Origin of the sequence: Streptomyces sp. NPDC005496 (assembly GCF_042872045.1) — a bacterium.
Lineage (GTDB): Bacteria > Actinomycetota > Actinomycetes > Streptomycetales > Streptomycetaceae > Streptomyces.
In genome coordinates, this window is the sequence record NZ_JBIAJQ010000014.1 from 46175 (window position 1) to 63219 (window position 17045).

Annotated in this window: 18 protein-coding genes and 3 tRNA genes; 6 read left to right on the forward strand and 15 right to left on the reverse strand. The window is 70.3% G+C overall.

All coding sequences use genetic code 11. The annotated features are described in order from the left end of the window. Window positions 1-76 precede the first annotated feature (76 nt). The 4 genes from rplK to ACFYQQ_RS34400 form a co-directional block, all read right to left on the reverse strand. Entirely contained in the window at window positions 77-511 is a 435-nt protein-coding gene (gene rplK / locus ACFYQQ_RS34385) for a 50S ribosomal protein L11 (protein ID WP_030359033.1), read from the reverse strand. Window positions 512-701: 190 nt separating this feature from the next. Further along, window positions 702-1607, reverse strand: coding sequence for a transcription termination/antitermination protein NusG (gene nusG / locus ACFYQQ_RS34390; protein ID WP_355781640.1), 906 nt, complete (start codon window positions 1605-1607; stop codon window positions 702-704). 77 nt (window positions 1608-1684) lie between these two features. Continuing rightward, complete coding sequence (gene secE / locus ACFYQQ_RS34395; RefSeq protein ID WP_121405488.1) at window positions 1685-1972, reverse strand: preprotein translocase subunit SecE; 288 nt, start codon at window positions 1970-1972, stop codon at window positions 1685-1687. A 107-nt stretch (window positions 1973-2079) separates the two neighbouring features. Continuing rightward, window positions 2080-2152: transfer RNA gene (locus tag ACFYQQ_RS34400), tRNA-Trp, on the reverse strand. A 215-nt stretch (window positions 2153-2367) separates the two neighbouring features. Between ACFYQQ_RS34400 and ACFYQQ_RS34405 the strand changes: the two genes are divergently transcribed. After that, window positions 2368-3594 carry a pyridoxal phosphate-dependent aminotransferase gene (locus ACFYQQ_RS34405; protein ID WP_355781637.1) on the forward strand — a complete coding sequence of 409 codons (1227 nt, stop codon included), beginning with the start codon at window positions 2368-2370 and terminating at the stop codon, window positions 3592-3594. 160 nt (window positions 3595-3754) lie between these two features. Next, the gene (locus ACFYQQ_RS34410; RefSeq protein WP_355781635.1) at window positions 3755-4774 is read left to right on the forward strand and encodes an adenosine deaminase; all 1020 of its coding nucleotides are present in this window, start codon (window positions 3755-3757) and stop codon (window positions 4772-4774) included. A gap of 19 nt (window positions 4775-4793) precedes the next feature. Here ACFYQQ_RS34410 and ACFYQQ_RS34415 read toward each other — a convergent pair whose 3' ends face one another. From ACFYQQ_RS34415 to ACFYQQ_RS34455, 9 genes are all read right to left on the reverse strand, one after another. Next, window positions 4794-5849, reverse strand: a complete 1056-nt coding sequence (locus tag ACFYQQ_RS34415; protein ID WP_388906493.1) for a UDP-N-acetylmuramate dehydrogenase — start codon at window positions 5847-5849, stop codon at window positions 4794-4796. A 127-nt stretch (window positions 5850-5976) separates the two neighbouring features. Next, on the reverse strand, window positions 5977-6366 hold the full coding sequence (locus ACFYQQ_RS34420; protein WP_355786742.1) for a DUF3291 domain-containing protein: 390 nt from the start codon (window positions 6364-6366) through the stop codon (window positions 5977-5979). Between the two features lie 30 nt (window positions 6367-6396). After that, entirely contained in the window at window positions 6397-7845 is a 1449-nt protein-coding gene (locus ACFYQQ_RS34425; protein WP_355786744.1) for an MFS transporter, read from the reverse strand. Window positions 7846-7938: 93 nt separating this feature from the next. Continuing rightward, window positions 7939-8508, reverse strand: a complete 570-nt coding sequence (locus tag ACFYQQ_RS34430) for a TetR/AcrR family transcriptional regulator (protein WP_355786746.1) — start codon at window positions 8506-8508, stop codon at window positions 7939-7941. Window positions 8509-8815: 307 nt separating this feature from the next. Continuing rightward, window positions 8816-9244, reverse strand: coding sequence for a MaoC family dehydratase (locus ACFYQQ_RS34435; RefSeq protein WP_356167181.1), 429 nt, complete (start codon window positions 9242-9244; stop codon window positions 8816-8818). 1 nt (window position 9245) lies between these two features. Further along, entirely contained in the window at window positions 9246-9698 is a 453-nt protein-coding gene (locus ACFYQQ_RS34440; RefSeq protein WP_355781623.1) for a MaoC family dehydratase N-terminal domain-containing protein, read from the reverse strand. 234 nt (window positions 9699-9932) lie between these two features. Beyond that, window positions 9933-10097 carry a 50S ribosomal protein L33 gene (gene rpmG, locus ACFYQQ_RS34445; protein WP_003948671.1) on the reverse strand — a complete coding sequence of 55 codons (165 nt, stop codon included), beginning with the start codon at window positions 10095-10097 and terminating at the stop codon, window positions 9933-9935. An 88-nt stretch (window positions 10098-10185) separates the two neighbouring features. After that, a tRNA-Met gene (locus ACFYQQ_RS34450) sits at window positions 10186-10258 on the reverse strand. A gap of 46 nt (window positions 10259-10304) precedes the next feature. Continuing rightward, a tRNA-Thr gene (locus ACFYQQ_RS34455) sits at window positions 10305-10377 on the reverse strand. A 694-nt stretch (window positions 10378-11071) separates the two neighbouring features. On the opposite strand from ACFYQQ_RS34455, the gene ACFYQQ_RS34460 reads away from it, so the two are divergent. Beyond that, a complete protein-coding gene (locus ACFYQQ_RS34460) occupies window positions 11072-12325 on the forward strand; it encodes an amidohydrolase family protein (protein ID WP_355781621.1) in 1254 nt (417 codons plus the stop codon). 305 nt (window positions 12326-12630) lie between these two features. Here ACFYQQ_RS34460 and ACFYQQ_RS34465 read toward each other — a convergent pair whose 3' ends face one another. Next, window positions 12631-13623 (reverse strand): hypothetical protein, encoded by a 993-nt coding sequence (locus tag ACFYQQ_RS34465; RefSeq protein WP_355781619.1) that lies wholly within the window; start codon window positions 13621-13623, stop codon window positions 12631-12633. Window positions 13624-13805: 182 nt separating this feature from the next. Between ACFYQQ_RS34465 and ACFYQQ_RS34470 the strand changes: the two genes are divergently transcribed. Further along, complete coding sequence (locus tag ACFYQQ_RS34470) at window positions 13806-14462, forward strand: NAD(P)H-binding protein (protein WP_355781616.1); 657 nt, start codon at window positions 13806-13808, stop codon at window positions 14460-14462. A 78-nt stretch (window positions 14463-14540) separates the two neighbouring features. Here ACFYQQ_RS34470 and ACFYQQ_RS34475 read toward each other — a convergent pair whose 3' ends face one another. After that, window positions 14541-14753, reverse strand: a complete 213-nt coding sequence (locus tag ACFYQQ_RS34475; RefSeq protein WP_151474131.1) for a hypothetical protein — start codon at window positions 14751-14753, stop codon at window positions 14541-14543. Between the two features lie 206 nt (window positions 14754-14959). On the opposite strand from ACFYQQ_RS34475, the gene ACFYQQ_RS34480 reads away from it, so the two are divergent. Continuing rightward, the gene (locus ACFYQQ_RS34480; RefSeq protein WP_355781611.1) at window positions 14960-15304 is read left to right on the forward strand and encodes a CATRA system-associated protein; all 345 of its coding nucleotides are present in this window, start codon (window positions 14960-14962) and stop codon (window positions 15302-15304) included. Window positions 15305-15351: 47 nt separating this feature from the next. Further along, on the forward strand, window positions 15352-16887 hold the full coding sequence (locus tag ACFYQQ_RS34485) for a CATRA conflict system CASPASE/TPR repeat-associated protein (RefSeq protein ID WP_388906497.1): 1536 nt from the start codon (window positions 15352-15354) through the stop codon (window positions 16885-16887). Window positions 16888-17045: the final 158 nt, after the last annotated feature.

Sequence of the window (17045 nt, forward strand, 5' to 3'; positions counted from 1 at the left end):
TGCTCCTGTGTGTTCTGAGGAGTCGTGGTACGGGCCGAGCAGGCCCTTCCACGGTTCAAGGCGTACGAGGTGGGCTTCAGCCCTCGACCGTGATGCCCATGGAACGGGCGGTGCCGGCGATGATCTTCGACGCGGCGTCCAGGTCGTTGGCGTTCAGGTCGGGCATCTTGGTCGTGGCGATCTCGCGGACCTGCGCCTGGGTGATCTTGGCGACCTTGGTCTTGTGCGGCTCGCCGGAGCCCTTCTCCACACCCGCGGCCTTGAGGATCATCTTCGCGGCCGGCGGGGTCTTGGTGATGAAGGTGAAGGAGCGGTCCTCGTAGACCGTGATCTCCACCGGGATGACCCAGCCACGCTGCGACTCGGTCGCGGCGTTGTAGGCCTTGCAGAACTCCATGATGTTGACGCCGTGCTGGCCCAGCGCGGGGCCCACCGGCGGAGCCGGGTTGGCGGCACCGGCCTGGATCTGGAGCTTGATAAGCCCCGTGACCTTCTTCTTCTTGGGAGGCATTCCGGGTCCTCTTTCGTTTTCGCCTTCCTACGTCCGAGTCGCCCCAGACGGCTGCCCCGACCGGACCAAAGATCCGGATGGAGGCATACCGCACAACGATAACGGGTATCTGTGCGCGGCCAAAAACCGAGCAGGTCAGACGGGCTGCGAGAGCCTGTCTGACCTGGTCGGAGGCATCTGTTCCAGAAAGCTAGTTCTTCTGGATCTGGTCGAAGGAGAGCTCGACCGGGGTCTCGCGGCCGAAGATCTCGACGAGTCCCTTGACCTTCTTCGAGTCGGCGTTGATCTCGTTGATCGTCGCCTGCAGTGTCGCGAAGGGGCCGTCGGTGACGGTGACCGAGTCGCCGACCTCGAAGTCCAGCACCTGGACCTCGACCTTGCGGGACGGAGCCGGCTTGCCCTCGGCCTCGGCGGCCTCGCGGGCGGCCTTCTCCTCGGCCTCCGGGGCGAGCATCTTGACGATCTCGTCCAGGGTCAGCGGGTACGGGTCGTAGGCGTTGCCCACGAAGCCGGTGACGCCGGGGGTGTTGCGGACGACGCCCCAGGACTCGTTCGTCAGGTCCATGCGGACCAGCACGTAGCCGGGCAGCTTGTTCTGGCGAATGGTCTTGCGCTCGCCGTTCTTGATCTGCGCGACCTCTTCCTGCGGCACCTCGGCCTGGAAGATGAAGTCCTCGACGTTCAGCGAGACGGCACGCTGCTCGAGGTTGGTCTTCACGCGGTTCTCGTAGCCGGCGTACGTGTGGATGACGTACCACTCGCCGGGGAGGGTGCGCAGTTCCTCGCGCAGTGCGGTGACCGGGTCGACCGGCTCCGCCTCTTCCTCGGCGTCCTCGGCGACGGCCTCGTCCTCGGTGTCCTCGTCGGACGCCTCGGCGTCGGCATCCGCGGTGTTCTCGGCGTTCTCGACGCCTTCGGCGGACTCCTCGGACTCGTCCTCGACCTGCAGGGACGCCTCGTCGGCGGGCTCGCCCGCCTCGTCGTCGGCAGCCTGGGCCTGGTCCGGGTCCTCGGCGTCCGCCGCCTCAACGATGTCGAGCTCGTCCTCAGCGGACTCGACCGACTCGGTGGCGTCGTTCAGGTTCGGGTCAGACACGGTGGCTGCTTCTTCCTGGATACATGGGGGTGGAACACGCGAAAGGGGCGCCGGTGACGGCGCCCTTCGCTCTTGGCTCAGCCGAAGACGTACTTGGCGGCGTGATCGAGTCCATAGTCAATCACGGTGACCAGACCGATCATGATGATGACGAAGACAATCACCACGGTCGTGTACGTCGTCAGCTGATTGCGAGACGGCCAGACGACCTTGCGGAGCTCCGCGACGATCTGGCGGTAGAAGAGGGCAAGGCGCTTCAGCGGGCCCTTCTTGGCACGCTTTCCGCCCTTGCGGGTCTTCTTCTTGGACTCCGGCGCCTCATCCTGGGCATCAGGCATGTCGATGGAGCCCACGGCGTCCGTCACTCGTCCTCACCTGATTCCGGGTCGTGGCCGCGCCGCGCCCGGTTGAGCCGCACGGCGGTGCAAAGCAGTACGTACATGCGCACACATCCTGGCGAAGGAGTGTGTAGCAGGGCCGGAGGGACTTGAACCCCCAACCGCTGGTTTTGGAGACCAGTGCTCTACCAATTGAGCTACGACCCTTTGGTTCCCCCAACGTACCGCATCCACCCGGGTGCTCGGTGTGTGCACCGGGAGAGTGCGGCCGGTGAAGGCCAACGAGGTGAGAGTGTACGTGCTCGGCGGCCGGGCGTCGAACAGAAAGTGTCCGTACGGGCTTTGTCCGTGGTTGATCCATGGGTGTTCAGTCTGTGAAACCCGCGTGCCGGGGGAGTTTCCGGTCTGGAACGATGGGCCCCATGAGCGCTGCAACCCCTCCCACCGAGCGCCGGGTCTCCGCCCGGATCGGTGCGATCTCCGAGTCCGCCACCCTCGCCGTGGACGCCAAGGCGAAGGCCCTCAAGGCCGCCGGGCGTCCGGTGATCGGCTTCGGCGCCGGTGAGCCCGACTTCCCGACCCCGGACTACATCGTCGAAGCCGCCGTCGAGGCGTGCAAGAACCCGAAGTACCACCGCTACACGCCTGCGGGAGGTCTGCCCGAGCTGAAGGCCGCGATCGCCGCCAAGACGCTGCGCGACTCGGGTTACGAGCCCGACGTCTCGCAGGTCCTGGTGACCAACGGCGGCAAGCAGGCCATCTACGAGGCCTTCGCCGCGATCCTCGACCCGGGCGACGAGGTGATCGTCCCGGCGCCGTACTGGACGACCTACCCGGAGTCGATCCGGCTCGCGGGCGGCGTGCCGGTCGAGGTGGTCGCGGACGAGACCACCGGCTACCGGGTCTCGGTCGAGCAGCTGGAGGCGGCGCGCACGGAGAAGACGAAGGTCGTCCTCTTCGTCTCGCCCTCCAACCCGACCGGCGCGGTCTACACCGAGGCCGAGACCGCGGCCATCGGCCGCTGGGCCGTGGAGCACGGCCTGTGGGTGCTCACCGACGAGATCTACGAGCACCTGGTCTACGGGGACGCGGTCTCCGTCTCGCTGCCGGCGCTCCTGCCCGAGCTGCGCGACAAGTGCATCGTGGTCAACGGCGTCGCCAAGACGTACGCCATGACCGGCTGGCGCGTGGGGTGGATCATCGGCCCGAAGGACGTCGTCAAGGCCGCGACCAACCTCCAGTCGCACGCCACCTCGAACGTGTCCAACGTCGCCCAGGTCGCCGCGCTCGCCGCCGTCTCGGGCGACCTGGAGGCCGTCGCGAAGATGCGCGAGGCCTTCGACCGCCGCCGCAAGACCATCGTGCGGATGCTGAACGAGATCGACGGCGTGCTCTGCCCGGTGCCCGAGGGCGCCTTCTACGCGTACCCGTCGGTGAAGGGCCTGCTCGGCAAGGAGATCCGCGGCAAGCGCCCCCAGGACACGGTCGAGCTGGCCGCGCTCATCCTGGAGGAGGCCGAGGTCGCCGTCGTCCCGGGCGAGGCCTTCGGTACGCCGGGTTACCTGCGTCTGTCGTACGCGCTGGGTGACGAGGACCTGGTCGAGGGCGTCTCGCGGATCCAGAAGCTGCTGGCGGAGGCCCGCGCCTGACGTCTGCGTACACCCCCTGGGGTGTCGTTCTCCTTTTCGCGCTCCACGCGCGTGTGCGGGCCGTCTCCCTCCGGGGAGGCGGTCCGCTTCTTCGTTCGAGCAAGACCACGATCAGGGAAAACGCTACCGGCGCGACATTCCCGTACGGCAGGATCCTGGGATGGAGCGTGTACGTGATCTCTCTGAACTGCCCAAGGCCCATCTGCACCTGCACTTCACGGGGTCCATGCGCCCCAGCACGCTGCTGGAGCTGGCCGACAAGCACGGCGTCCGGCTGCCGGACGCGCTGACCAGCGCGGAGCCGCCGCAGCTGCGGGCGACCGACGAGCGCGGCTGGTTCCGTTTCCAGCGGCTGTACGACGCGGCCCGCTCGTGCCTCAGGGATCCGGACGACATCCGGCGGCTGGTGCGCGAGGCCGCCGAGGAGGACCTGAAGGACGGCTCCGGGTGGCTGGAGATCCAGGTCGACCCGACGTCGTACGCGCCGCGCCTCGGCGGGCTCATCCCGGCCATGGAGGTGATCCTGGACGCGGTGGACTCCGCCGCGCGGGAGACCGGCCTCGGGATGCGGGTCCTGGTGGCCGCGAACCGGATGAAGCACCCGCTGGACGCCCGCACGCTGGCCCGCCTGGCGGTGCGGTACGCGGACCGGGGCATCGTCGGTTTCGGGCTGTCCAACGACGAACGGCGGGGCATGGCCCGGGACTTCGACCGGGCGTTCGCCATCGCGCGGGAGGGCGGGCTGCTGTCGGCGCCGCACGGCGGTGAGCTGGCCGGGCCCTCGTCCGTCCGTGACTGCCTGGACGACCTGGAGGCCACGCGGATCGGGCACGGCGTGCGGGCCGCCGACGACCCCCGGCTGATGAAGCGGCTGGCGGACCGCCAGGTGACCTGCGAGGTCTGCCCGGCGTCCAACGTCGCCCTCGGCGTCTACGAGAAGCCCGAGGACGTACCCCTGCGCACTCTGTTCGAGGCCGGGGTGCCGATGGCGCTCGGGGCCGACGACCCGCTGCTGTTCGGCTCGCGGCTCGCCGCCCAGTACGAGATCGCCCGCCGCCACCACGGCTTCACGGACGCGGAACTGGCCGAGCTGGCGCGCCAGTCCATCCGGGCGTCGGCGGCCCCGCACGACGTGAGCGCGAAGCTGCTGGCCGGAGTGGACGACTGGCTGAACTCGTGACCGGTGTCCCGGCCGGGCCCTAGAGGCTGACGCCCACCGTCACGGGCTCGTTGACCAGGGTGATGCCGAAGACGTCGCGGACTCCGGCGACGACCTCGCGGGCCAGGGCGAGCAGGTCCTCGGTGGTCGCCCCGCCCCGGTTGGTGAGGGCCAGGGTGTGCTTGGTCGAGATCCGGGCGGGGCCGGTGCCGTAGCCCTTGGTGAAGCCGGACCTGTCGATCAGCCAGGCGGCGGAGGTCTTGGTGTGGCTGTCCCCGGCCGGGTAGGCCGGCGGCATCACCTCGTCGCCGAGCCGCTCACGCACGCGCGCGTGGAACGCGGCGAACTCCTCGTGGGTGAGGATCGGGTTGGTGAAGAACGACCCGGCCGACCAGGTGTCGTGGTCCTCGGGGTCGAGGACCATGCCCTTGCCGGACCTCAGCTTCAGGACGGTCTCGCGGGCCGCTGCGAGGGGCACGCGGTCGCCCGGTTCGACACCGAGGGCGCGCGCCGTCTCGGCGTACTTGAGCGGAGCCGAGAGTCCGGCGGCGTCCTCCAGTTCGAAGCGGACGCGGAGCACGACGTAGCGCTCGGGGTCCGCCTTGAAGCGGCTGTGCCGGTAGGAGAAGGCGCAGTCGGCGTTGGCCAGCGTGACCGTCTCGCGCGTGCGCCGGTCGTACGCGACGACCTCGGTGATGGTCGACGACACTTCCTGGCCGTACGCGCCGACGTTCTGGATGGGGGTCGCGCCCGCCGAGCCGGGGATGCCGGCGAGGCACTCGACGCCCGCGAGTCCGGCCTCGACGGTGCGGGCGACCGCGTCGGTCCACACCTCGCCGGCGGCCAGCTCCAGCCTCGTGCCGTCGAGCGCGAACCCGGTGGTGGCGATGCGCAGGGCGGTCCCCGGGAACCCCTTGTCGCCGATGACCAGGTTCGATCCGCCGCCGATGACCAGCAGCGGCGTACCGCTGTCGTCGGCCTCACGGACGGCGGCGATCACCTCGTCGTCGGTGGTGGCGGTGACCAGCCGGGTGGCGGGCCCGCCGAGCCGGAAGGTGGTCAGGGGGGCGAGCGGAGCGTCGTGGAGTTCCTGCACGGGCTCAAGAGTACGAGAGAGCACGGGGGCCGCCGCCCATCGGTGGGGCCCGGTGTGTGTCCGGCTGACCCCGGCGTGCCGGTACGGCGTCGGGGAGGCCCGCGTCGCGGCGGGCCTCCCTCACGTCCTACGGCGTCCGCTCGAAGCGCCGCAGCACCTCGTCCCAGTCGGGCGGCAGCTCGTCGGCCGGCGCCGTCCAGGTGAGGAACGTCGCGTCCCGCATCAGGGGCCGCAGCGTGCCGGCGGCCGGGGCGTGCGCGCCCGAGCGGGCGAAGTGCTTGAGGGCCGCGGGCGACTCCCAGGCGGACAGGGTCCAGAAGGTGCGCCGCAGGGGCCAGGCCTTCAGGGAGGCTCCGTACGCGCCGGGCGACCTGGCGACCTGCCGCCACACGGCGGGCGTGCGCAGGAAGAATCTGAGCGCTCCCCAGCGGGTGCGGGTCTCGAACCGGGAGGCCATGACGTGGACCTGCCCGTGCTGCGGCGGGGGGTGCGGAACGGTCCAGGGAAGAGTGGGCACGGGGTGTACTCCTTCCGGTGCGGCGGACGGTCAGCGGGCGGCGGTCTCCAGGGCCGGTTCCTCGGGCTCGGCGGTGGCGGCGGCCTCGACAGTCCCGGCGGTGCGCCGGGCGGAGGGGATGGCCAGGGCAGCCGTGGCCGCGACGGCCACCACGCCGGCGCCCACCCAGAGCGCGGGCCGCAGTCCGTCCACGAAGCTCTGGGCGGACTCGTAGCCGCCCTGGGACGCGAAGATCGAGGACATCACCGCGATGCCGAGAGCGCCGCCGACCTCGCGCAGGGCGTTGTTGGCGCCGGAGGCGATGCCCTGCTCCCTCGGGTGGACGCTGGACATGACCAGGGCGGACGCCGGGGCGAAGTACAGGGACATCCCGATGCCGCTGACGATCAGGCCGGGCAGCTGTCCCGAGTAGGCGACGTCGGCGGTGACCACGGCTGCGAGGTACGCGAGTCCCGCGGCCTGCAGGAACAGTCCCGCCGCGACGACCGGCCGGCCGCCGACGCGGTCCGAGAGGTAGCCGGCGATCGGCGCGACGAGCATCGGCATGCCGGTCCAGGGCAGCATCCGCAGTCCGGCCTCGGTGGGCGAGTAGCCGAGGACGCCTTGCATGTACTGGCTGAGCAGGAAGATCGAGCCGAACATCCCGAGGAACATCAGCAGGCTCGCGGCGTTGATCCCGGAGAAGGCCCGCGAGCGGAAGAGCCGCATCGGCAGCATCGGGGCCTTGTCGCGGATGCCGTGCCGGACGAACCCGCCGAGCAGCACGGCACCGGTGACGAGAGCCGTCAGGACGTACGCGCTGGTCCAGCCGTCGGCGGGCCCGCGGACCAACCCGTAGACGATCCCGAAGAGGCCGCCACTGGCGAGGAGTGTGCCGGTGATGTCGAGCGGGGCTCCGCTGCCGTAGGACTCGGACAGGCGCAGCCGGGCGAGCGGGAGCAGGGCGAGGCCCAGCGGGACGTTCAGCCAGAAGATCCAGTGCCAGGACACGTGTTCGGTGAGGCTGCCGCCGATGAGGGGCCCGGAGGCGACGGCGAGGCCGTTGACGGCTCCCCAGATCCCGTACGCCGTCCCGCGCTTGGCGGCCGGCACGGCGGCGGTCAGCAGGGTCAGCGTCAGCGGCATCATGATCGCGGCGCCGACGCCCTGGACCGCGCGGGCGGCGATCAGCGAGTCGATGCCGGGCGCCATGGCCGCGGCGGCGGAGGCGCCGGTGAAGACGGTGAGGCCCGCCAGGAACATCCGCCGCCGGCCGAACCGGTCACCCAGGGCCGCGCCGAACATCAGCAGTACGGCGAAGGTGAGCGTGTACGCGCTCACGGTCCATTCGAGATCGTCCAGCGCTCCTCCGAGGTCCTCGCGGATGGAGGGCAGGGCGGTGGTGACGACGAGGTTGTCCAGGGCCGCCATGAACCCGGCGACGCTGGTGATGACGAGGGCCCAGGCGGCTCCCCCGCGACGTGCGGTCTGCTCTGACATCTCTCCCCCAGAGGATGTTCGGTGGTGCTGGTTAGTAATTGATGACTAACTTTCGTGAGCATGGCGAAGGGCACCGAAGACGCCCCCTGCCGCCTACTTCTCCAGCCGCCCGTCGAGTCGCGCCGACGGGTAGATCCCTTCCCAGACCCGGTGCTCCGACGGAAAGCCCATGGCCACGAGACAGTTGATGAGCATCCCGTACGCCATGAAGGTCGTCGTCTCGTCGACGTCCGCCCCGAGCGACAGATGGACGGTGTCCCACAGCCGCGTCCAGCCGGCCCGCACCGCTTCCCCGAACTCACGCTCACCGGCCTGCTCGGCGGCGGCCACGGCGAGGTACATCTGCATCTGCATCATGAGCTGCTCGGGCTGCTCCGCGATGACCCTGCTGTACGCGTTCCCCATGGCCACCTGGGCCTCTTCGCCTTCGAGGCCCTCTGAGGCCTCCTCGAAGGTGCGGATCGTGTCCTCCACGCAGCGCTCGGCGGCCGCCAGGAAGATCGCCTTTTTGGTGGGGAAGAGCCGGAAGAGATACGGCTGCGAGACGCCGACCCGCTTGGCGATCGCCTCGGTCGACGTGCCGTAGTAGCCACCGCGGGCGAACTCGCTCGTCGCCGCACGGATGACGCTCTCGCGCCTCTCCTCCGCACTCATCCTGACCATGAGAGAAAGTTAGTACTCAATCACTAACTTGGTCAAGGGGTGGGGTGGGGGGTGGCTTTTACGAGGGGCTGGAAGGGGACAGTGAGAGCGAGAGGAGTGCGGAAACCGGAACGCCTGGAGCGCGGTGGGCGTTGGGGCGGGCAGGGGGCCTGATACGCGTAAGGAGCGCCCCTCCATTGAGGACGCCCCTTACATCGCACTTCGTCGCCCCCCGTCGCGCCGGTTCCCGCGGAGCTTCGGATGGCGTTCACGTGGGGTCTGTCACTTAGGTCGAGTCACCGCACGGCCTCTGTCACACCCCCGCCGTTCAGGCCAGGCGTACGACCGCCCGTGACATGCCCAGCACCTTCTGGCCGGCGCTCATCGCCACGAGGTCCACGCGGACCGTGTCGTCGTCGAGCTTGGCGGCGACCTTGGCGCTGACCTCGATGGTCGCTCCCTGGTCGTCGTTCGGGACGACGACGGGCTTGGTGAAGCGCACGCCGTACTCGACCACCGCGCCCGGGTCGCCGACCCAGTCGGTGACGACGCGGATGGCCTCGGCCATGGTGAACATGCCGTGCGCGATGACGTCGGGGAGACCGACCTCGACCGCGAACTTCTCGTTCCAGTGGATCGGGTTGAAGTCCCCGGAGGCACCCGCGTACTGCACCAGCGTGGCGCGTGTCACGGGGAAGACCTGGGCCGGCAGCTCGGTGCCGACCTCGACGTCCGCGTAAGAGATCTTCGCCGTCATGTCAGCTTCCCTCCGCCGCGCGGGCGACGAGCTTCGTGAGAGCCGTCACCACGTGCTCGCCCGCCTCGTCGTGGACCTCACCGCGGATGTCCACGATGTCGTTGCCCGCGAGGGACTTGATCGACTCGATGGTCGAGGTGACCGTGAGCCGGTCCCCCGCGCGCACCGGCCGGGTGTAGGCGAACTTCTGGTCGCCGTGCACCACGCGGGTGTAGTCGAGGCCGAGTTGGGGGTCCTGGACGACCTGGCCGGCGGCCTTGAAGGTGATCGCGAAGACGAAGGTCGGCGGGGCGATCACATCGGGATGCCCGAGAGCCTTGGCGGCGTCGGGGTCCGTGTACGCGGGGTTGTCGTCCCCCGCGGCTTCCGCGAACTCGCGGATCTTCTCCCGGCCGACCTCATAGGGGTCGGTGGGCGGGTAGGTCCGCCCCACGAAGGACTGGTCGAGCGCCATGGCTCGGCACCTCCTGGTTTTCAGCCGGAACAACAAGTCACGGCCGAGGCCCACGGCAGGACGCTCGCCGGACGAACGCCGAGTGTCCTCTGCGGACACTCGGCGACTGAACGACGAGGGTCCACGGCTGGACGCTCAGCGAATGAACGACGAGATCCACGGCGGGACGCTCGGCGATCCAACGACGCGAGGCCGCCCCCGTTGCTGGGGACGGCCTCGTGTACGAGCCTGAAATTATCGCGTTTCGCGGTGCGCGGTGTGCGCGTTGCAACGCGGGCAGTGCTTCTTCATCTCCAGTCGGTCCGGGTTGTTACGCCGGTTCTTCTTGGTGATGTAGTTCCGCTCCTTGCACTCCACGCAGGCCAGCGTGATCTTCGGGCGGACGTCGGTGGCAGCCACAGGAGTGCTCCTTGACGAACGGATGGGACGATTAACGCATAGAAGAGTAGCCGATCGAAGGACCGACCCCACAATCGGCTACTGTCAGTAGCGGTGACCGGACTTGAACCGGTGACACAGCGATTATGAGCCGCTTGCTCTACCGACTGAGCTACACCGCTGAGATGCGATCGGGCCCCGCCTTGCGACGGGAACCTCACACACCAGAGCCCCAATACGGAATCGAACCGTAGACCTTCTCCTTACCATGGAGACGCTCTGCCGACTGAGCTATTGGGGCGAGCGATGAAGACATTACACGGTCGGCCGCCGATCGCCCAAATCCGTTTCGCGGCACCTGCCCCGGGCTGTCTCCCACCCGCCCCTCGGGTCGTCCCGCACCCACTCCGCCGTCCGTTTTCCACCCTTCCGCGGGCCTTGCCGCGGAAGGGAACCGTGGCCCACGCGCGAGCCCTGGAACTCCGGGAGCCATGCCCTCCCGGGCGCCCTGGAGCTGCCGGGAACCGTGCCCTTCGCGTGGGCACCGCAGCGATCGGAACCGACCCCTCTGGCGTGGGCCCTCGGCTACCGCAACCGTGCCCTCTCGCGTGGCCCCCGCGGCTACCGAAACATGCCCTCTCGCGTGGGCCCTGCGGCGGACGCGAACCACGCCTCCTGTGACTCCTCGTACCCGCGATACGGAAGTGATCGCTGATGTGCGTGAGGTCACCGGGACCGCTGGTTCCACGTGAAGCGATGAGGCCGGCACGGACTCCGGGCCGTCGCGAACCGTGCGCGCGTCGCCGCCGTCACCGGGTTCGCCCAGCCCACCGCCTCGCTCCCGCCCGAGCGCCGGCGTCCGCGTCAACCTGGCGACCACACCGGTACGACTATTGCGCTCCTCCCGGATACGGGCGCGTCGCGACCCTAGGCTCGACTCACTCTGCGTGATCTTGCGTCCCTGCCGCGCAGACGTCACCGACCCCAGGAGCGCGATGCCCGACAGCCAGCCGCAGCCGCCCCACTCCTCGTCCTCCTCGGGGCACGCCGACGCCTCCGCCCTCCTGCTGTGCGGAGCACGGCTCACCGACGGCCGGACCGTGGACGTGCGGCTGGGCGGCGGACGCATCGAGGCCGTCGGCACCGCGGGGAGCCTCGCTCCGAGCGGAAACGCTGCCCACGGCACGCGCGTGGACCTCGACGGCTACCTGCTCCTGCCTGCCCCGGCCGAGGCGCACGCCCACGGGGACACGGCGTTCACGGCCGACGGGTACGGCCCGGTCTCGTACGACTGCGAGGAGGTCCAGCGCCGGGCCACCGAGGCGGCGCTGCTCCAACTCGGGCACGGGGCCACGGCGTTGCGCGCGCACGTGCACGTAGGCGACGTCCAGGGGCTGGGCGCGCTGACGGCCGTGCTCCAGGCCCGCCGGGCGCTGCGCGGTCTCACCGAGCTGTCGACGGTGGCGATGCCGCGGCTGCTGACCGGGGTGGCCGGGGCGGACGGGCTCGCGATGCTGCGGGACGCGGTGAAGATGGGCGCCTCCGTGGTGGGCGGCTGCCCGGACGCCGACCCGGACCCGACGGGCTACGTCGAGGCCGTACTGGAGATCGCCTCCGAGCACGGCTGCCCCGTCGATCTGCACACGGACGGCGCCGACCCGGCCCGCCTCGCCCGGCTGGCGGCGATGGCGGGGGGTCTGCGCCCGGGAGTGACGCTCGGCCCGTGCGGCGGACTCGGGCGGCTGCCGTCCGACGTGGCGATCCGCGCCGCGGACCAGCTCGCGGCGGCGGGGATCACGGTGGTGTGCCTCCCGCAGGGCGGCTGCGGCAGCGTCGACCGCCAGGGGACGGCTCCGGTACGGCTGTTGCGGGCGGCCGGCGTACGGGTCGCGGCGGGCAGCGGCGCCCTGCGCGACGTCTCGAACCCGGTGGGCCGAGGGGACCCGTTGGAGGCGGCGTACCTGCTCGCCTCGCGCGACGGGCTGCGGCCCGAGGACGCCTACGACACGGTCAGTTCGGCCGCCCGGGCCGCCCTCGGCCTGCCCGAGGTGCGGGTGGAGGCCGGTTTCCCGGCGGAACTGCTCGCGGTACGCGGCGACGGCCTCGCGGGCGCGCTGTCGCTGGCGTACAGCCGGATCGTCGTACACGGGGGGCGCGTTGTCGCACGGACGAGCGCGGTGCGGGAGTACTGCAGTTCGGGTGCGGCGGGCTTGGATCTGCCCCGGCAGGGGCGGGGCCTGCCGTCCTGAACGACGGGACACCTGCCGTCTTGAGCGGCGGGAGGGGTGCGGCGGGAGAGCTTCCGTAGGGCACGTGGGTGACCGTGACCCGGGGCCCGTGACTCGTGGCCGGGGCCCGTGACTCGTGGCCGGGGCCGTGATTGGTGGCCCATGGCATGCCGTCTGGGTCCGCGGTCCGCGGCCTGTGGTGCGCGACAGGTGGTCCGGTCCGCACTCCGTGAGCTACGGCGCGCCCTCCCAGCGCCTCGGACACCTCGGACTCCCGGTGTCCGAGGCGGGGTCCGGGTGTCCGAGGCGGTGTCCGTCGGCAGCGATCAGAGCATGCCGCCGCCCAACATGGCTCCGGTCAAGGGGTTGCCGAGGCCCGGCGCGTCGCCGACGGGGAACTCCGTGGCGCCCGAAGGAGCCTTGACCTCGCCCGCCTCGGCGAACTTGAGGACCAGGGGCACCTTGGCGCCCTTGGGGTGCTCGGCGAGGACGGCCAGGTCGACCTTCACCTGTTCGAGGTCGCCGTTCCTGATCTTGAAGTCGACAGCGACCTTCTTGTCCGGAGCGTCCTTGAGGTCGCGGGACGTGGGCAGTTCGGCGCCCGGCGGGAGGTCGCCCTCCAGCGGACGGAGCCGGTCGAACAGCTCGGTGAGCACGTCGCGGAGGTTGGCCTTGGCGACGACGTGCTCGGCCCCGTCGCTGCCGCTCCCGTCACGGAAGGTGACCTCGTCCGCGAGGACACCGCGTACGGCCTTCATGATCTTCCGCTGCGTCCTGGCGTCGATGTCGTCGCCGCCGGAGCCCTTCGCGCCCTTCCCGGACGCCTCCAGTTCGCGGGTGTCCATCTTGGCCCACCCGCCGTCGAGCACCTTCTGGAACCGCTTGTCCTCCTGCGGGAGTTCGTCCGTGGACGGGAGGGGGAAGCCCATGGCCTCGCCGACCGCCTTCATGTCGGCGCGGTAGTACATGAAGTCGCCGACGACCCGGTACTCGACCAGGACACCCTTGGAGCCGGCGACCTTCACGCTCGTACCGACGAGGTCCTTCTCGCCCGAATCCGCCAGCTTCTTGCGGGACTTGACCGAGATGTCGACGTGCAGTCCGGCGATGAAGTCGGCGAACTCGTCCGGCATCTCGTCGGCGTCGTCCGAGAGCGAGGCCAGCGCCTCGGGGGTCGCGTCCAGGCTCAACTCGATGCCGAGCGACTTCTGTTCGCCGAGCCGGTCGACGGCGTGGTCGACCTTCTGTCCGGCGGTGAGGTTCTCGACCGTGCCGCAGGCGGCCGCCGTGGCGAACAGGACGGCGGCACAGCCGGCCACGGTGACGGTCTTGCGTATGGCGGTGATGGCGGTCTCCTTACGAGGCCGTACGGCTCCGCGCGGCCCCCGTGGCTCGTACGGCGTACGACGACCTCTGAATTCACAGTGATCACTGGTACGACCCACGAGTCGTCCACAGGGTTGTGCGGCGAATGCGCCCACCCGGGCGTACGGTCGGAATCATGCGCATTGTCATTGCTGGAGGTCATGGTCAGATCGCGCTGCGGCTGGAGCGTCTGCTCGCCGCGCGCGGGGACGAGGCGGCGGGCATCATCCGCCGCGCGGAACAGGGCGACGAGCTGCGAGAGGCCGGCGCCGAGCCGATCGTGTGCGATCTGGAGTCCGCCTCGGTCGAGGAGGTCGCCGGGCATCTGCGGGGCGCCGACGCGGCCGTCTTCGCGGCGGGAGCCGGTCCGGGCAGCACCGTGGCCCGCAAGGACACGGTGGACCGGGCCGCGGCGGTCCTGTTCGCGGACGCGGCGGAGCTGGCGGGGGTACGGCGGTACGTCGTCGTCTCCTCCATGGGCGCCGATCCCGCGCACCAGGGCAACGAGGTCTTCGACGCGTATCTGCGCGCCAAGGGCGAGGCGGACGAGTACGTACGGAACCGGGAGGCGCTGGACTGGACGATCCTGCGGCCCGGCGCCCTGACGAACGACGCCGGCACGGGCCTCGTCCGTCTGGAGGCCTCCACCGGCCGGGGCTCGGTCCCCCGCGACGACGTCGCGGCGGTGCTCGCGGAGCTGGTGGACACCCCGGCGACGGCGGGCCTCACCCTGGAACTGATCAGCGGTTCCGCACCGATCTCGGTGGCCGTGAAGTCGGTGGCGGGGAACTAGGGGCGCACAGCGCATGGCCCTCGGCGGCGCGGCCCGGCGGGCTTCCGCCCACGGGTCGGTGGCGCCCGAGGGCGGGTCCTAGAAGAGCGGCAGCTGGCCGGGGAAGTCGGGCACCACGTACCCGTCCAGCGCCGGCTGGGCCGCTCCGAGCTCGGCCTGGCGACGCGACCCGGGACACGACACGAGGTCACCGCTACCCCGGGCCCCGGCCGGGTCGTGGCGCGCGAACCGTCCCGCGACGACGGCGATCTCGCGACGGCACTCGGGGCACTTCCTGCGACGGGACGACATGGGATCAAGTGTGCCCGGCGCCGGGTGAAACGGGGTGACGGCACTCGTCGTGCGCAGCGGCGCACCGGCGGGGCGCCGTCGTGTCCCGCAACGCTCACTTCGACGGATCGCAGGTCGCGTCGATCGCGGAGCGCTACCCTGTGCATACCGAAGGTGGGGGGCGCCTTCAGGCACGGCGCGCCTTCCGAGGGCCGAGGGGGGCCGGTGTGAACACCATCGACGTCGGGCGGGTACGCCGTCGCGTGGAAGCCGTCGAGGACTGGTTCCTGGCCGAAGATCAATGGCCGGTGGTCAGTTCGGCACTCACGGAGCTGGAATCGGCTCTCGTACGGCGCGACGACACAGCGGTCCGCGCCGTCTTTGACACGCTGCAGTCACTGGAGGAAGGCGCGCGGCGCGCAAATGCCCTGCCCGGTCCGGCGAAGACCCCCATCCCGCCGCATCAGCGGGAACAGCTGAACTACCTGGTCCGTCGCCTCACACTCGATTTGGGACAGCCGCCGCCGGCATCGGACGGCACCGAGGGACGACAGCCGCGACACAGCGGCTGACCACGGCATCCGTCCGGCTCTCCGCACCGGGAAGCGAGTCACCGGCAATGCGCCCCTTCATCAGACCGGCCCTGCTCGTGACGTGTTTCGCGCCGCGCGCCAAGGATGCCGGTGAACCGAACCATCCGTATCTGCAGGCCCTGTGGTCGGCGTGCCGCGCTCTTGGGATGACCTCACCGGTCGTCGGCGCTCCGGCACCCGTGGAGGTCCTGCCGCCCGGTCTCGACCATGGCCAGGAATTCACGTCGCTGGGTATCGCCGCCCGAGCGAGTACGAGCGGGCTCTACTCCGCGTTCGCCTTCACGGAGCACGACGTGACCGGTCTCGTCGCACTGCTCGCGCCGAACGAGACCGAAACCGGGCTGGAGGGCTGGAATCCACTGCTCCGGGAATGGACGGACGCGCTCACGGCCGCGGGACCGGTGCCTTCCTCGGAAGGGATCCTGCACGAGTTCCGCATCTTCGAGGCGCTGTACGGGGGTCGCGGCGCGAGAGGCAGACGTGCCGACCCCGAGCACATCCGCAGGAACGCGCCGTCGGGCGGGGACGGTACGTGGTGGCAGGGGTTCGACGAGACGGACGAAGGCTTCCGCATATGGAACGCCGACGGGTACGACTCCCCGGCCCCGCTCTCGGACCTCTACGTCCTGGCACCGGTCCGGCATGAGAACACACTGGACGCCTGGGCCTGGGCGCTGCCCGGTCAGCAGGGCCTCAGGCCGCTGACGCGCTACCTCATGCACGCGGCGAAGGTGCGCTACGAGGAACGGCTGTACGCGTCCTCCGAGAACGTGCCCACGCGCGTGGACCGCAGCGACGCAGAGACGGAAGCCCTGCTCCAGGTCCTCGCACCGACATCGACGGACCGCCCGGTGTCACTGGACCGCATCCGCAGCGCGGCGGCGCTGCTCGACCGCGGTCAGTTCGGTCCCCAAGGACTCCTGTGGACGATCACGCGACAGCGCCAACTGATACGTACCGTCTCGATCGCCGTCGACAACCTGCGCATCCACACGCCGAGCGTCCGGCGGCATGGTCCGGACGTCACGTGGCCGGAGGCCGAACTCGCCGTCGCGCAGCGGGTGATCAAACAGGTGGAGAGCGATCAGGTCCAGCTGGAAGCCTGTCGCGAACGCGCCGACGCGGCTCGCACCGTGGCCTCCGGGATCACCGAACGGGCGCTCAACGAGCACCGGGTCTGGTTGACGCTCGTCCAGACCTCCGTTCTGGGTGCGGTGCTCACGGCGCTGACCGTCGTCCAGGCCTTCCAGTACGAACCCCCGCTCCCCCGGCATCTGCAGTCTCCGGTGATTCTGCTGCTGGCATCACTCGCACTCGCCCTGCCACTGCTGGTGCTGCGCTCCGCCAGAGCGGCGGTGTCCACGCCGTACCGGTGGCTGGATGCGAGCGCCGTGGTCCTGCTGGGTGTCGCAGCGGGCTGGACGGCGGTCGTGGCGTGGGGCGTGCACTACGGGCACGCCCCCGTTCCCGCCGCCATCACCGTGCCGTGCAGCGGAGCGGGCGGACTGCTCGCCTACGGCGCGTACTACTACTGGGACCGGCGCAGGTCCCGGCCCGACTGACCTTCCGAACCGAGTCCGGCGGGTGGGACTCGCGAGCGGCGTGATTGCGGACTTCCCTGACCATCTCGGGCGACTGGAACGAGGTTCCCCATGGGCCGGAACGATGACGCACGTCAAGAGCCGGAGGAACCTCAGGACCCGGATGAAGTCCAGGAGCC

Bases quoted from the DNA above. Each gene is read 5' to 3' on its own strand.
- ACFYQQ_RS34425 (WP_355786744.1), bottom strand. From the start codon at position 7,845: ATGTCAGAGCAGACCGCACGTCGCGGGGGAGCCGCCTGGGCCCTCGTC.
- ACFYQQ_RS34475 (WP_151474131.1), bottom strand. From the start codon at position 14,753: ATGTCGTCCCGTCGCAGGAAGTGCCCCGAGTGCCGTCGCGAGATCGCC.
- ACFYQQ_RS34405 (WP_355781637.1), top strand. From the start codon at position 2,368: ATGAGCGCTGCAACCCCTCCCACCGAGCGCCGGGTCTCCGCCCGGATC.
- ACFYQQ_RS34460 (WP_355781621.1), top strand. From the start codon at position 11,072: ATGCCCGACAGCCAGCCGCAGCCGCCCCACTCCTCGTCCTCCTCGGGG.
- rplK (WP_030359033.1), bottom strand. From the start codon at position 511: ATGCCTCCCAAGAAGAAGAAGGTCACGGGGCTTATCAAGCTCCAGATC.
- ACFYQQ_RS34435 (WP_356167181.1), bottom strand. From the start codon at position 9,244: ATGACGGCGAAGATCTCTTACGCGGACGTCGAGGTCGGCACCGAGCTG.
- ACFYQQ_RS34485 (WP_388906497.1), top strand. From the start codon at position 15,352: ATGCGCCCCTTCATCAGACCGGCCCTGCTCGTGACGTGTTTCGCGCCG.
- ACFYQQ_RS34440 (WP_355781623.1), bottom strand. From the start codon at position 9,698: ATGGCGCTCGACCAGTCCTTCGTGGGGCGGACCTACCCGCCCACCGAC.
- ACFYQQ_RS34410 (WP_355781635.1), top strand. From the start codon at position 3,755: ATGGAGCGTGTACGTGATCTCTCTGAACTGCCCAAGGCCCATCTGCAC.
- ACFYQQ_RS34470 (WP_355781616.1), top strand. From the start codon at position 13,806: ATGCGCATTGTCATTGCTGGAGGTCATGGTCAGATCGCGCTGCGGCTG.
- ACFYQQ_RS34430 (WP_355786746.1), bottom strand. From the start codon at position 8,508: ATGGTCAGGATGAGTGCGGAGGAGAGGCGCGAGAGCGTCATCCGTGCG.